This window comes from Bacteroides graminisolvens DSM 19988 = JCM 15093, assembly GCF_000428125.1.
GTDB lineage: Bacteria > Bacteroidota > Bacteroidia > Bacteroidales > Bacteroidaceae > Bacteroides > Bacteroides graminisolvens.
In genome coordinates, this window is record NZ_KE386627.1 from 266,260 (window position 1) to 282,061 (window position 15,802).

The following is a 15,802-nucleotide window of genomic DNA, read 5'->3' on the forward strand; positions in this document are numbered from 1 at the left end:
AACTGTTTACGTACTAAATGTATTGTTTCGTCAAAGATTGAAAAAAAAAGCATTTTGCACAATGGTTTTATCAGTTTTTTTTCTATTTTTTTAATCAATCACGGTAAAACGTGCAAAGCGTAGCAACAACTGTTTTTCGCCTGCATGACGGAAACGGATCGTTGCTTTGGCATTGTCGCCACTACCTTCCAATTTAGTAACCTCTCCCATCCCGAAGCGCTCGTGCTGTATGTTTTGTCCCACTCGCAGTTCGCCCAAAGAGGTTTGCATGCTTTGAGCCGACTGGTTTTCGGTGCTGCTGTTTGCTACCTTTTTAAGATTACGGGGCAGCGTAGGTGCAATAACCTGTGCTCGGGGACGTATTTGCTGCCGTACTTCTTCTTTCCGGAAACGAGCAGCCCCTTCGTCCACTTTGTGCCCTATGCCTGCTTCGTGCGGTAAGTCCAGAAAACAGGTATCAATGTCACGTAAGAACCTGCTGGGTGTGCCAAATTCCATCTTTCCGTAACGGAAACGAGTACGGGCATATGACAGGTAGCAATGTTCCTCGGCACGGGTAATGGCCACATAAAACAAACGGCGTTCTTCTTCCATGGCACGGGGAGAATCTCCCGCCATGCTTCCGGGAAACAGATTCTCTTCCATACCTACTACAAAAACGTTGCGGAACTCAAGTCCTTTGGCCGAGTGTACGGTCATGAGTACCACCTTGGCCCCTTCGTTATCTTTGTCGGAATCCTGATCGGTAAGCAAGGCTATGTCCGACAGATAGTCCGACAAGCTGATGTCTGTACTACCCTCTTCCATACGCAGGGCACAAAAATCTTGCAGACCGTTTACCAACTCCTCAATGTTTTCTTGTCGGCTCAAGCTTTCGGGAGAATTATCGGCATGTATATCGGTCATAATACCTGAACGGCGGATGATATCTGTACCTATCTGATAGGCATTGTCCGTAACCAGACGATCACGGAACGATTCAATGAGTTCACGAAACTCCTGCAACTTGGTATGAGTACCTTTATTTATAGAAAGCTGGTACGCCAGCGGATCACACAATACATTCCACAGGCTGGTATTATTTCCTGTTGCCGCCTCAATTATTTTACCCAGAGTGGTATCACCAATTCCTCTTGCTGGGTAGTTAATGATACGTTTGAAAGCCTCTTCATCAGCCGGATTTACCGTTACACGGAAGTATGCCACCACATCTTTGATCTCTTTACGTTGGTAAAATGAAAGTCCGCCATAAATTTTATAAGGCATTCCGTTTTTGCGCAAGGTCTCTTCAAAAATACGGCTCTGAGCATTGGTACGGTACAAAATGGCAAAATCACTGTATTCATAGTCGTGACGGCGGCGAAGATCTTTGATTTTGTTAATCACAATGTCGCCCTCTTCAACGTCAGAATAGGCCTGAAATACACCGATAGCCTCTCCTCTTTCCTTTTCAGAGAAGACCTCTTTGCGTATTTGCCGCTGGTTTTTTTCAATGAGACTGTTGGCCGCACACACTATGGTTTGTGTGGAACGGTAGTTTTGTTCCAGCTTAAATACGCGGGTATTGGGATAGATCTTGGTAAAATAGAGAATGTTATCAATGTCGGCACCACGGAAAGAATAAATACTTTGGGCATCATCACCCACCACACAAATGTGTTGATGTTCGCCGGCCAATTGTTGCACAATGCTGTGCTGTGCATAATTGGTATCCTGATACTCGTCGACCAACACGTAACGGAACTGCTCGCGGTAACGTGCCAGCACGTCAGGATGCTTCTGAAACAGTATCCAGGTGTAGAACAATAGATCATCAAAATCCATTGCTCCGGCCTGTCGGCAACGTTCCCAGTATCGTTGGTACACCTCACGTATGGCAGGCATTTTAGTTGCCGCATCGGCTTCACAGGCTTCTTTATTGGCAGCATAGCCGGCAGGAGAAACCAAATGATTTTTGGCATTAGAGATACGGGCTTGTACGGTACCGGGCTTGTAAGCCTTTTCATCAAGTCCCATTTCTTTGAGTATGGAACGGATGAGACTTTTACTATCTGCCGAATCATAAATGGTAAACCGCGAGTTAAACCCCAGATGTTCTGCTTCGGCACGTAGAATGCGGGCAAATACGGAATGAAAGGTTCCCATCCAGAGGTATCGGGCAGCTTCTGCTCCTACCTGACGGGCAATACGTTCTTTCATCTCACGGGCGGCTTTATTGGTAAAGGTAAGTGCCAATATGTTGCTTGCACGGTAACCGCTGCTCAGCAACCAGGCTATTTTGTATGTCAGCACGCGCGTCTTGCCTGAACCGGCACCTGCAATAACGAGAGAAGGTCCGTCATTGTAGAGTACGGCAGCACGTTGGCTTTCATTGAGTTCTTCCAAGTAATTATCTTGCATGATGAAGTGTTTCTATCTGTTTTGGTACGCAAAGATATAAGAAAGTTGTAATACTGGCGAACCTTTTTATAAATATGGCGTTATTATAATCAAAGTTTCAATCACGATTAAACATTGAGCTTATGAATACATTATTAATGTCTTTAATATTTATGACTATGACTTATAATATGCCGACGCTTCCTTATGCAACCAATGCATTGGAACCTGTAATCAGCCAGCAGACAATTGAGTTTCACTACGGTAAACACCTGCAGGCTTATGTAAATAACTTAAATAGCCTTGTTCCGGGTACGGAATTTGAAGGAAAAAGTGTGGAAGAAATTGTAAAAACTGCTCCCGATGGCGCTGTATTTAACAATGCCGGACAAGTTTTGAATCACGAACTGTACTTCACACAATTTGCTCCGAAACCTGCTCATAGCGAACCGGTAGGCAAACTAGCCGAGGCTATTGTGAAAGATTTCGGCAGTTTTGATAATTTCAAGAAAGAGTTTACTGCTGCCTCTGTTGGCCTGTTTGGCTCAGGATGGGCATGGCTTTCTGTTGATAAGAGCGGTAAACTGGTAATTACAAAAGAAGCCAACGGAAGTAATCCGGTGCGTGCAGGACTGAAACCGTTACTAGGGTTTGACGTATGGGAACACTCTTATTACTTGGATTATCAAAACCGCCGTGCCGACCACATCAATGCTCTTTGGAGTATTGTTGACTGGGACGTTGTAGGAAGCCGCTTTTAAGGCTTGACTCACACCGCTTTACTAAAAGCGTGGCGTTGAAACAAATAAAACACAGATATTGATTTTAATGTCTGTGTTTTTTTATACCTTTGCGGCCTGTATAATATCTGATATCTATGAAGTTTGTTTATAAAGATCAAGCACAGCGATCTCTTCTGGTAATATTTTTACTGTTTTTCTGTTTGATAGCTATCAAGGCACATGACTTGACAGTTGTAAAAGGTCAAATAAAAGATAGTAAAGAGATTCTGTTTATCAGCGCATACCACTCCGATACACGCTACACCTCCGAAAATATAGCCGAATTCATTGACACTTACCGCAATCTGGGCGGAAATTGTTCCGTAGTTATTGAAAACATGAACTGCATGGGGCTTGATGAAGCACAAAGATGGCCTCGAAGAATGAAACGTCTCTTGGATAAACATCCTCATGTTGCCATGATTGTACTATTAGGTGGTGAGGCTTGGAACTCTTTCCTGAAATTGAACGATCCCGAATATAACAAGGTGCCGGTGATGTTTGCTATGGCTTCCCGCAATGGTTTCTTGATTCCGAACGATTCTATTTCGCTCACTGATTACGAACCGCAGTCTGTGGACATGTACGAGCAAATGCACAGTGTAAATGTGAAGATGGCTATTGCTAGCAATCATAATGTGATTAAAAACATAGAACTGATTCGCACACTTTATCCTAAAAACAATCATTTGGCCATATTGACAGATAATACTTACTATGGCCTGGCACATTATGCATACGTCAAGAAAGAGCTGAAGAAAGTTTCAGGTATTCATCCTATTTATATTGACGGGAGAAAAAAAAGTCTAGATCAAGCAGTAGAAGCTCTACATGGAGTACCTCACAATAGTGTACTTTTACTTGCCATGTGGAAAATAGATAGTCTCAATATTTCTTATGTAAATAATGCTGCAACTGCTTTTCAATTTGTACAACCACATATACCGGTATTTTCGCTGACAGGCACTGGTATGGGGCATTGGGCTATTGGCGGATACATGCCTCATATTGAAGGAATTGGCAGAAGACTTGGCTTTAAGGCCTATGAGGTGCTTGACAAAAAAGAAGTCAAGGCTCCCGAAATGATTACTTTGCGCAATGAATACAGGTTCGATGATCAAAAGATCAAGGAGTTCAAAATAAACTCCTCACTGTTACCAAAAAATTCAATCCTGATTAACCACATTCCTCCTTTCTTTGTGGTTTACAAGAAAGAAATAGAAACTTTATTCTTGGTTTTCATTACCTTGGTATTGGGTCTGGTTACTAGCTTGTACTATTACTTTAAAATGAAAGCTCTGAAAAATAACATGGCTTCTTTGAATGAAGAGCTTAGACACGATAAGGCTAAACTGGAAAAATCAGAAGCCGACTTACGTCATGCCAAAGAATTGGCCGAAGAAGCTAACCTTATGAAGAGTGCTTTTGTGTCCAACATGAGTCATGAAATTCGTACGCCTCTTAATGCCATAGTGGGATTCACCAGCTTATTGGTTGAAAATGATTGTGCCACGGAGGAACAAAAGGAATATGCCAAGATCATTCAAACCAATTCAGATTTACTATTGCAACTCATTAGTGATGTACTTGACATTTCCAGACTGGAATCGGGTCGACTGAAATTCAATTATGAGATACGTGATTTGGCGGCTACGCTGAGCGATATGGTTGTTCAAACGCAACGCTTGTCGCAAGAAAAACAAGTAGCGATAGCTACCAGTTTTTCTGATGAATCACTGATCATTGAAACGGATCCGTTGCGCTTACAGCAAATTGTAATTAACCTGGTAAATAATGCCTTGAAATTTACTCCTCCCGGAGGTAAGATTACCATAGGATTTGAAAAAGATATTGAAGATAAATGTGTGCTGATTTCTGTCACAGATACCGGTCGTGGCATTCCGGCCGAGAAACATCAGGATGTATTTAAACGTTTCGAAAAGCTCGATGAATTTATCCAGGGCACGGGACTGGGGCTCTCCATTTGTAAGCTTACCATTAATTATATGGGAGGTGATATCTGGATTGATCGCGCATACACTGACGGAGCACGTTTTGTATTCTCGCATCCGTTTACACAAGCGGATAGAAAAGCATAGTCTTTTTATTTATCTCCGAAAAATTACTTTTTCAATAGGGTTTCTCAATTATTTTGTTTTACTTTGTCCGCTGTAAAGACAAAGGGGTGCCCTAAAGGCTGAGATTATACCCTACGAACCTGATGCAGATAATACTGACGCAGGGAATTGTTATTTTTCTTTTCTTATGTAAACTCTTCTTTTAACAGGCGCTACGCTTTGTTTTTACATCTATTTATTTAATACTGAAAATAATGGAGGTAATAGTCAACAACAAAGCAACAGTGATTTCCGAATCAGCTACATTGGAACAGCTCATTAGTGAGCTCAACATCTTGTCCACAGGAATGGCGATGGCTGTGAACAAACAATTAATTCCTCGTACACAATGGAAAACCTTTTCATTAACTGAAAAAGATGAAGTGGTGATCATCAAGGCAGCTTGCGGAGGATAACACATGGCCAGTCTACAATTTATTACCCACGAGACGGATCAGTTTTCGTATCGTGAAGGAGCTTTTATGGCTTTGGAAGCCGGCTGTAAATGGATTCAACTGCGCATGAAAGATGTAGCTGTTGAAACGGTACGGCAATTGGCTGAAGAGCTAAAAAAGGCTTGTGAAAACCGCCATGCATTGCTCATCATTGATGACTATGTTGAGGTAGCTCGTGAAGTGAAGGCCGATGGTGTGCACTTAGGTAAGAATGACATGCCCATTGAGGAAGCTCGTAAACTGTTGGGTGAAGGCTTTATCATTGGTGGTACAGCTAACACCTTTGAGGATGTGAAGCGACATTACGAAGCAGGGGCCGATTACCTAGGAATCGGACCGTTTCGTTTTACTACGACTAAAAAGAACCTGAGTCCTATTCTGGGACTGGAGGGGTATCGTAACATCAAACAACAAATGATTGAAGCCGATATTATTTTACCGGCGGTGGCTATTGGCGGTATTACCGTGGAAGATATTCCGGCTATACTGGTAACCGGCATAGAAGGTATTGCTATGAGTGGTGCCATTCTACAAGCACATGATCCGGATGCTGAGATAAAACGCATACTTACCATGTAGTGAAAAACATACGTTTAAAGAAATGAATACAATGAAGAAACTTACAATTGCAGGGAGAGAGTTTACCTCCCGTCTGTTCTTGGGAACGGGAAAATTTAGTTCGAACGAACTGATGGAAGAAGCCATTTTGGCTTCGGATACACAACTAGTCACAGTGGCAATGAAACGAATCGACATGGACAATCAGGAAGATGACATGCTGAAACACATTGTGCATCCGGGTATCGGACTGCTACCCAATACATCGGGCGCACGCAATGCCGAAGAGGCTGTCTTTGCCGCACAAATGGCACGTGAAGCCTTTGGTACCAATTGGTTAAAGCTGGAAATTCATCCTGATCCTCGTTACTTGCTGCCCGATCCTATTGAAACATTAAAGGCCACGGAAGAACTCGTGAAACAGGGATTCGTAGTACTCCCCTATTGTCAGGCCGATCCGGTGTTATGCAAACGTCTGGAAGAGGCAGGTGCGGCTGTTGTGATGCCGTTGGGCGCTCCCATTGGTACCAATATGGGGTTACAAACACGTGACTTCCTTCGTATCATCATTGAACAGGCTAATGTTCCTGTGGTCGTAGATGCCGGTATCGGTGTGCCCAGTCATGCTGCCGAAGCCATGGAAATGGGTGCTTCGGCCGTATTGGTTAATACGGCTATAGCTGTAGCAGGCAATCCGGTAGCCATGGCTGTTGCATTCAAAGAGGCAGTTATTGCCGGACAAAGGGCGTTTGAAGCAGGTCCGGGTATGACGGGAATCTTGGCAGATGCCAGTTCACCACTTACCGCATTTCTGGATTAAATGAAGCGTATTGTTTAACGTGACAAAAACGAAATAAACCTATAAAGATGAAAAATAGAATTGAATTTCCAGCATCGGAAAAAGTATATATGACAGGGACCCACTACCCTGATTTACACGTGGGTATGCGTAAAGTTGAACAAATGCCAACCGTAACGGTTAAAGATGGGAAAAAAGAACTGGTTCAAAATCAGGACGTTTACTTATACGATACCAGTGGCGCTTACAGCGATCCTGATGTTTGCATTGATTTGGAAAGAGGCTTGCCCCGCATACGTGAACGGTTTGTTCGGTGTAATGATGATATTGTACAACTAGAAGAAATCACTTCCGAGTACGGACGTATGCGTCTGAAAGACTCTTCTTTGGATACGCTGCGGTTTAAAAACACGGTTCCACCTTATGTGGCGGCTGCCGGTAAGCAAATTACTCAACTATACTACGCACGTTGCGGAATGATTACGCCCGAAATGGAATACGTTGCCATCCGTGAAAACATGAACTGCGACCAGCTGGGTATTGATACGCACATTACTCCCGAGTTTGTACGAGATGAGATCGCTGCCGGACGGGCTGTGATTCCTGCCAATATCAATCATCCGGAAGCGGAACCTATGATTATCGGACGTAATTTTTTGGTGAAGATTAATACCAATATTGGGAATTCGGCTACCTCTTCGAGCATGGAGGAGGAAGTTGAAAAGGCTATTTGGAGCTGTAAATGGGGCGGTGATACCTTAATGGATCTTTCAACCGGAGCCAATATTCATGAAACACGCGAATGGATTATCCGAAACTGTCCGGTACCGGTGGGCACTGTCCCTATTTATCAGGCACTGGAAAAGGTGAATGGTAAAGTGGAAGATCTTACGTGGGAAATATACCGGGACACACTGTTGGAACAGTGCGAGCAAGGAGTCGATTACTTTACCATACATGCCGGTATTCGTTTGCAAAATGTTCACTTGGCGGAGAAACGACTGACTGGAATCGTGTCACGCGGAGGTAGTATCATGTCAAAATGGTGTTTGGTGCACAACCGTGAGAGCTTTTTATACGAACATTTTGATGATATTTGTGACTTACTGGCTCAATATGACGTAGCCATTTCGTTGGGCGACGGATTACGTCCCGGCTCCATTCACGATGCCAATGATGAAGCTCAGTTTGCTGAACTCGATACTCTAGGCGAACTGGTGCAACGAGCATGGAATAAGAATGTTCAGGCATTTATTGAAGGTCCCGGACATGTACCAATGCACAAGCTGCGTGAAAACATGGACCGTCAGATGAAGGCTTGTCACGAAGCTCCTTTTTATACTTTAGGTCCCTTGGTCACGGATATTGCACCGGGCTACGACCACATTACATCGGCCATTGGAGCTGCGCAGATTGGCTGGATGGGCACAGCCATGCTATGTTATGTCACGCCTAAGGAACATTTAGGATTGCCTGATAAAGAAGATGTGCGTACCGGGGTGGTGACTTATAAGCTGGCAGCTCATGCGGCCGATTTGGCAAAGGGGCATCCTGTAGCTCAGGTAAGAGACAATGCGCTGTCAAAAGCTCGCTACGAGTTCCGTTGGAAAGATCAGTTTAACTTGTCACTTGATCCGGAGAGAGCATTGGAGTACTTCAAAGCGGGGCATCACGAAGAAGGAGAATACTGTACCATGTGCGGTCCTAACTTCTGTGCCATGCGTTTGAGCAGAGATTTGAGTAATTGTAGTTTATAGGGCACTAAAAGAAATAATATGTGGTTTTCAGAAGAACTGGAAAAGATATCGTGGGAACAGACAACCCGCGATATCTATGAAAAGACCGATGCCGATGTGCGTAGGGCCTTAGCAAAAAAGAGTCTGGACGTGGAGGATTTCAAAGCACTTATTTCACCTGCGGCAACACCTTATCTGGAGGTGATGGCGCAGCTTAGCCGAAAGTATACATTGGAACGTTTCGGTAAAACCATTTCTATGTTTATTCCGCTCTACATTACCAATTCGTGTACCAATTCATGTATCTATTGCGGCTTCAATCATAATAATCCCATGAAGCGTACCATCCTCACGGAAGAGGAAATGATTAACGAATACAAAGCCATTAAAAAGCTGGCTCCTTTTGAGAATTTATTATTGGTAACGGGTGAAAATCCGGCTAAGGCAGGGGTTGATTACATCAAGCGGGCTTTGTTATTGGCACGCCCTTATTTTTCTAATCTTCAAATTGAGGTTATGCCTCTTAAATCAGAAGAATATGAGCAACTTACACATGCTGGACTAAATGGAGTTATCTGTTTCCAGGAAACGTATAACCGAGCTAATTACAACCTTTATCACCCTCGCGGGATGAAGTCTAAATTCGAATGGCGTGTTAACGGTTTCGACCGTATGGGACAAGCCGGCGTACATAAGATAGGTATGGGTGTACTGATTGGTTTGGAAGAGTGGCGCACAGATGTTACCATGATGGCTTATCACTTGCGTTACTTACAAAAGCATTATTGGAAAACAAAGTACAGTGTAAACTTTCCTCGCATGAGGCCTTCTGAAAACGGAGGATTTCAACCCAATGTCGTTATGAGTGATCGGGAACTGGCACAGCTGACCTTTGCGATGCGTATCTTTGATCATGATGTGGACATCTCCTATTCCACCCGCGAATGTGCCGAACTTCGTGATCAGATGGCTACGTTGGGGGTAACAACCATGAGTGCGGAAAGTAAGACTGAACCGGGTGGTTACTTCAGTTATCCGCAAACATTGGAGCAATTTCATGTGAGTGACGAACGTAAAGCAGTGGAGGTTGATGCTGCCTTGCGTGCATTGGGAAGAATACCGGTATACAAAGACTGGGATTTAGCATTAGACAGAATAAAATGATGGAGAGATATAACAGGCAGATGATGCTCCCGGAAATAGGTCAGGAAGGGCAAGACAAGCTGCAAGCTGCTAAAGTACTTGTTGTTGGCGTTGGGGGACTGGGCTCTCCCATTGCCCTTTATCTGGCTGGTGCCGGCGTAGGTACATTGGGACTGGTAGATTGTGATGTGGTAGATGTGTCGAACCTGCATAGGCAGGTATTGTATACGGAGGATGAAACGGGTGATTTGAAGGCAGTGTGTGCAGCCATGCGTTTGCAGGCGCTCAATCGGAGTATTACCATTCATGCTTTTCCGGGCAGGTTGACGAAGGAGAATGCTGAAGAGCTGATTGGTACTTACGATTTGGTGGTTGACGGATGCGATAATTTTGCCACCCGGTATTTGATAAACGACATATGCGTAAAGTTGGGTAAGCCCTATGTGTACGGGGCTATTTGTGGTTTCGAGGGGCAGGTATCTGTCTTTAACCACAATTCGGATAAAACATATCGCGACTTATTTCCCGATGAAGAGTTGATGCTCAAAATGCCCCCGCCTCCCAAAGGCGTAATTGGTATGACACCGGGTGTAACAGGCTGTGTGCAGGCTATGGAAGCCGTGAAGATTATTTGTGGTTTGGGTGAAGTGATGGCGGGTAAACTTTGGACTATAGATATTAGAACCTTGCAAACTAACATCTTTTCACTATAAAGTTTGGAGCGTATGGCATGAATGAGCTAACTTTGTGGCAATTTTCACATTTTTAGAATGAAACTGATTGTAATAACGACTCCGAATTACTTTGTAGAAGAGGATAAAATCATTACTACTCTCTTCGAAGAAGGACTGGATATCCTTCACTTACGTAAGCCCGACATGCCGGCTATTTATGCGGAAAGACTGCTTACTTTGATACCCGAGAAGTATCATCGTCGCATCGTAACGCATGACCATTTTTATTTGAAAAATGAGTTTGATTTGATGGGTATTCACTTGAATCGTCGTAATCCGGAGGAACCTCATGATTACCATGGACATGTGAGTTTCTCTTGTCATTCCTTGGAAGAGGTTGAGCAGTACAAAGATAAATACGAATATGTTTTTCTGAGTCCGGTTTACCCCAGTATATCGAAAGCTTCTTACGAGCCTCCTTATACGCCTGAGGAAATAAGAGAAGCAGTTGCCAAAAAGATTATTGATAAGAAAGTGATCGCTTTAGGAGGCATAACTCCTGAAACATTACCCGAAATAAAAGATTTCGGATTTGGTGGTGCGGCTGTATTAGGTGATCTTTGGAATAAGTTTGATGCATGTACTGAAATAAACTACAAAGGTATTGTAGAGCATTTCCGACAGTTAAAAGAAATGGCGGAATAAACAGAATCATCATTATACACAATATAAACAGGGCTGCCTAAAAAGCAGCCCCATTTTTTGATATAAAAAACTTAAATTTAAGGATAAATCATTCTTCAATGGCTGCCTGCGCTGCTGCTAAGCGAGCAATGGGCACCCTGAAAGGAGAACAGCTTACGTAATTGAGTCCCACTTTATGGCAGAACTTCACAGAAGAAGGTTCACCACCGTGTTCACCGCAAATACCACATTTCAAATCGGGACGAACAGAACGTCCTTTCTCGGTTGCCATTCTTACCAGCTGTCCCACTCCATTCTGATCCAGTACTTGGAATGGGTCTACCTTTAATATTTTCTTTTCCAGATATACCGGGAGGAAAGAAGCAATGTCATCACGAGAGTAACCAAATGTCATTTGTGTGAGGTCATTGGTTCCAAAGGAGAAGAATTCTGCCGATGCGGCAATTTTGTTGGCTGTAAGTGCTGCACGAGGTATTTCAATCATCGTACCTACTTTAAACTCAATGCGCGTTCCCTTTTCGGCAAATAAAGCTTCAGCCTCGCTGCGAATCACCTTTTCTTGTTCGTTGAATTCGTACACAATTCCGGTAAGCGGAACCATGATTTCAGGTATTGTTGTTATGCCTTCTTTTTTCAGTTCAAGTGCAGCTCCCAGAATGGCACGAGTCTGCATTTGAGTTATTTCAGGATACGTGTTTCCTAAGCGACATCCGCGGTGTCCTAACATAGGGTTGTGTTCGCACAAAGATTCCACACGCTGCTGAATATACGCAAGCGTAACTCCCATGGCTTCTGCCATTTCTTCCTGACCTTTCAAATCATGCGGAACAAACTCATGCAAAGGAGGATCCAGCAAGCGAACTGTAACCGGATAGCCTTGCATGGCTTTAAATATTCCTTTAAAATCATCTTGCTGATAAGGTAATATTTTGGCTAAAGCTTTGCGTCTGCCTTCAGCATCAACAGCCAGAATCATTTCGCGCATGGCTTTAATCTTTTCACCTTCAAAGAACATGTGTTCTGTGCGGCACAAACCGATACCGACTGCACCAAAATTACGGGCAACAGCAGCATCGTGAGGCGTGTCGGCATTAGTTCTTACTTGTAATTTGGTATATTTATCGGCAAGTTTCATTAATTCAGAGAAGTCGCCCGATAACTCGGCAGCCCGAGTTTCTACTTTGCCTTGGTAAACCTCTCCTGTACTACCGTTAATTGAGATGAAATCACCTTCTTTTAACACGGTTCCGTCAATCTCTACCGTACGAGCTTTGTAATCAATATTGAGAGCACCTGCACCTGATACACAGCATTTACCCATTCCTCTTGCCACTACAGCTGCATGCGAAGTCATACCCCCGCGAGCCGTGAGAATACCTTGTGCTACTTGCATTCCGGCCAAGTCTTCTGGAGAAGTTTCCAGACGAACCATCACCACCTTTTTACCGGCGGCATGCCATTCGGCTGCATCATCAGCAAAGAATACAATTTGTCCGGTGGCAGCCCCAGGCGAAGCCGGAAGTCCACGAGTCAGTACAGTGGCCTGACTTAAAGCTATTTTATCAAATACCGGATGAAGCAGTTCATCCAATTTATTAGGTTCTACGCGAAGTATAGCAGTTTTCTCGTCAATCATTCCCTGATGTAACAAGTCCATGGCAATTTTAACCATAGCAGCACCGGTACGTTTACCGTTACGCGTTTGCAGGAACCACAACTTGCCCTCCTGAACGGTAAATTCCATGTCTTGCATGTCACGATAATGATTTTCCAGTTTGGTTTGTAAGCGATCAAGCTCAGCATAAATCTCGGGCATAGCCTCTTCCATTGACGGGTAACATTTAGAACGAGTCTCCTCACTAACGCCTGCCAAAGCAGCCCAACGTTGCGAACCGATGAGTGTAATTTGTTGTGGAGTGCGTATTCCGGCTACCACATCTTCGCCTTGTGCATTGATCAGATATTCGCCGTTGAAAAGATCTTCACCGGTACCGGCATCGCGTGAAAAACACACTCCTGTTGCCGATGTTTCGCCCATATTTCCAAATACCATGGCTTGCACGGTAACAGCCGTTCCCCATTCGTCGGGTATACCTTCCATTTTGCGGTACAAGATGGCACGTTCGTTCATCCAGGAATTAAATACGGCACATACAGCCCCCCATAACTGTTCGAAAGCAGATGCAGGGAAATCCTTACCGGTACGTTCTTTCACAGCTGCTTTGAACTTAGCCACGAGTTCTTTCAGATCCTCTACCTTGAGTTCATTGTCGAGCTTAACACCCTTGGCGTGTTTCACTTCCTCAATGATTTCCTCAAAAGGATCAATTTCTTCTTTGTTTGAAGGTTTCATACCAAGTACCACATCGCCATACATCTGAACAAAACGACGGTATGAATCCCATGCAAAACGTGCATTGCCTGTTTTACGGGTTAATCCTTCAACCACCTCGTCGTTTAAACCTAAATTCAGAATCGTATCCATCATACCGGGCATGGAAGCACGAGCTCCGGAACGTACGGAAACCAATAAAGGATTTTCCACGTCACCGAATTTGGATCTCATCAATGTTTCAATATGTGCAATGGCTTGTTCAACCTCTTTTTTAAGTAGGGCAACCACTTTGTTATGACCTAGTTCATAGTATTCAGTACAAACTTCAGTGGTTATTGTAAATCCGGGAGGTACCGGAACGCCAATCAGGTTCATTTCTGCCAGGTTTGCCCCTTTGCCGCCTAAAAGGTTTTTCATGTCGGCTCTACCTTCGGCTTGTCCGTTCCCGAAGGTGTAGACTCTTTTTTTGTCCATAAGTGTGTGTTTAAAGTTATATAAGGTTTTTTCTGTTCGCAAAACTAATGATATTTTGGAGACTGCAAAACATTTCAGGGAAAAATATTCACGTTAAATGTAATTTCAAGATGGCAATATTTAATATTTATAGAGATAGAGAGAATTCTCCCAAAAATGCTTATTTTTGCAAAATAATTAATTATACTGGTGTAAAAGTGGCAAGAAAGAAAAAAGAACTTCCCTTTTTGGAGAAGGTGACTATAAAAGATGTGGCGGCTGAAGGAAAAGCAATTGCTAAGATTGACGATTTGGTAGTGTTTGTTCCCTTTGTTGTGCCCGGAGATGTGGTCGATTTACAAGTCAAGAGAAAGAAAAACAAATATGCGGAAGCTGAAGCTGTGAAATTCCATGAGTATTCACCTGTCCGTGAGGTAGCATTTTGTGAACATTACGGTGTGTGTGGCGGATGCAAATGGCAAATCTTACCTTATCAAGAACAAATAAAGTACAAGCAGAAACAAGTAACGGACAACCTGACCCGCATCGGAAAAATTGAACTTCCGGAGATTTCTCCTATTCTGGGATCTGAGAAGACAACGTTTTACCGTAACAAGCTGGAATTCACTTTCTCTAATAAGCGTTGGCTTACTTATGAGGAAGTAAAGCAAAACGTAACTTATGATCAGATGAATGCAGTGGGATTTCACATTCCCAATGCGTTTGATAAAGTGCTGGCCATAGAGAAATGCTGGTTACAAGATGATATTTCAAACCGTATACGTAATGCCGTACGTGACTATGCCTATGAACATAATTATAGCTTCTTTGACTTGCGCAATCAGGTAGGTATGCTTCGTAACATGATTATTCGTACCTCTACTACGGGAGAACTGATGGTCATTCTTATCTGCCGCATTGACGAAGAACACCATGAGGAAGAAATGGTACTCTTTAAGAAACTGTTGCAGCACATGGCAGATTCTTTCCCCGAAATAACTTCTCTCCTTTATATTATTAATAATAAATGCAACGATACGATAACAGACAGAGACGTGTTTGTCTTCAAAGGGAACGATTACATTTATGAGGAGATGGAAGGATTGAAATTTAAAATCGGTCCGAAGTCATTCTATCAAACCAATTCCGAACAAGCTTATAATTTGTATAAGATAACTCGAAACTTCGCACAACTAACGGGCAATGAGCTGGTATATGATTTGTATACGGGTACAGGTACTATTGCCAATTTCGTTGCAAGCAAGGCCAAACAGGTTATTGGTATTGAATACGTTCCCGAGGCTATTGAAGATGCTAAGGTGAATGCTGATATTAACGGCATCAAGAATACGTTGTTCTTCGCCGGTGATATGAAAGACATGCTGACGCAAGATTTTATCAACCAATATGGCAGACCGGATGTGATTATTACCGATCCTCCCCGTGCCGGTATGCATCAGGATGTAGTAGATGTTATTTTGTTTGCAGAACCTCAACGTATTGTTTATGTGAGTTGCAATCCGGCAACGCAAGCGCGTGATTTGGCTTTGTTGGATGAAAAATATAAAGTGACTGCCGTGCAACCGGTAGATATGTTCCCGCATACGCATCACGTTGAGAATGTGGTATTGCTTGAAAAGCGATAAAAACCGGACCGTATGAATGG

The 15,802-nt window shown here is 43.4% G+C and carries 12 protein-coding genes and 1 riboswitch; of the genes, 10 read left to right on the plus strand and 2 right to left on the minus strand.

Features of this window, described 5'->3' with window-relative positions:
- Positions 1-90 precede the first annotated feature (90 nt).
- Entirely contained in the window at positions 91-2,400 is a 2,310-nt protein-coding gene (locus C511_RS0113690; protein WP_024995575.1) for an ATP-dependent helicase, read from the minus strand.
- Between the two features lie 122 nt (positions 2,401-2,522).
- Here C511_RS0113690 and C511_RS0113695 point away from each other — a divergent pair, with 122 nt between their 5' ends.
- From C511_RS0113695 to C511_RS0113735, 9 genes are all read left to right on the plus strand, one after another.
- On the plus strand, positions 2,523-3,140 hold the full coding sequence (locus C511_RS0113695; protein ID WP_024995576.1) for a superoxide dismutase: 618 nt from the start codon (positions 2,523-2,525) through the stop codon (positions 3,138-3,140).
- A 182-nt stretch (positions 3,141-3,322) separates the two neighbouring features.
- Positions 3,323-5,260, plus strand: a complete 1,938-nt coding sequence (locus tag C511_RS0113700; protein WP_226992428.1) for a sensor histidine kinase — start codon at positions 3,323-3,325, stop codon at positions 5,258-5,260.
- 72 nt (positions 5,261-5,332) lie between these two features.
- Positions 5,333-5,424, plus strand: a riboswitch (TPP riboswitch).
- 69 nt (positions 5,425-5,493) lie between these two features.
- Positions 5,494-5,694, plus strand: coding sequence for a sulfur carrier protein ThiS (thiS, locus tag C511_RS0113705; protein WP_024995578.1), 201 nt, complete (start codon positions 5,494-5,496; stop codon positions 5,692-5,694).
- A gap of 3 nt (positions 5,695-5,697) precedes the next feature.
- Positions 5,698-6,312: a thiamine phosphate synthase gene (locus tag C511_RS0113710; RefSeq protein ID WP_024995579.1), complete on the plus strand. Its 615-nt coding sequence runs from the start codon at positions 5,698-5,700 to the stop codon at positions 6,310-6,312.
- Positions 6,313-6,343: 31 nt separating this feature from the next.
- A complete protein-coding gene (locus tag C511_RS0113715) occupies positions 6,344-7,111 on the plus strand; it encodes a thiazole synthase (protein WP_024995580.1) in 768 nt (255 codons plus the stop codon).
- Between the two features lie 47 nt (positions 7,112-7,158).
- On the plus strand, positions 7,159-8,847 hold the full coding sequence (gene thiC / locus C511_RS0113720) for a phosphomethylpyrimidine synthase ThiC (RefSeq protein ID WP_027318291.1): 1,689 nt from the start codon (positions 7,159-7,161) through the stop codon (positions 8,845-8,847).
- A gap of 18 nt (positions 8,848-8,865) precedes the next feature.
- Positions 8,866-9,990 carry a 2-iminoacetate synthase ThiH gene (thiH, locus tag C511_RS0113725; protein ID WP_027318292.1) on the plus strand — a complete coding sequence of 375 codons (1,125 nt, stop codon included), beginning with the start codon at positions 8,866-8,868 and terminating at the stop codon, positions 9,988-9,990.
- A complete protein-coding gene (locus C511_RS0113730) occupies positions 9,990-10,682 on the plus strand; it encodes a HesA/MoeB/ThiF family protein (protein ID WP_024995581.1) in 693 nt (230 codons plus the stop codon). The genes thiH and C511_RS0113730 overlap by 1 nt, the downstream gene beginning before the upstream one ends.
- A 57-nt stretch (positions 10,683-10,739) precedes the next feature.
- Positions 10,740-11,348: a thiamine phosphate synthase gene (locus C511_RS0113735; protein WP_024995582.1), complete on the plus strand. Its 609-nt coding sequence runs from the start codon at positions 10,740-10,742 to the stop codon at positions 11,346-11,348.
- An 88-nt stretch (positions 11,349-11,436) separates the two neighbouring features.
- Here the strand turns inward: C511_RS0113735 and ppdK are convergent, their stop codons facing one another.
- On the minus strand, positions 11,437-14,157 hold the full coding sequence (gene ppdK / locus C511_RS0113740; protein WP_024995583.1) for a pyruvate, phosphate dikinase: 2,721 nt from the start codon (positions 14,155-14,157) through the stop codon (positions 11,437-11,439).
- A 197-nt stretch (positions 14,158-14,354) separates the two neighbouring features.
- Between ppdK and rlmD the strand changes: the two genes are divergently transcribed.
- Complete coding sequence (gene rlmD, locus C511_RS0113745) at positions 14,355-15,782, plus strand: 23S rRNA (uracil(1939)-C(5))-methyltransferase RlmD (protein ID WP_024995584.1); 1,428 nt, start codon at positions 14,355-14,357, stop codon at positions 15,780-15,782.
- The last annotated feature ends 20 nt before the right edge of the window (positions 15,783-15,802 follow it).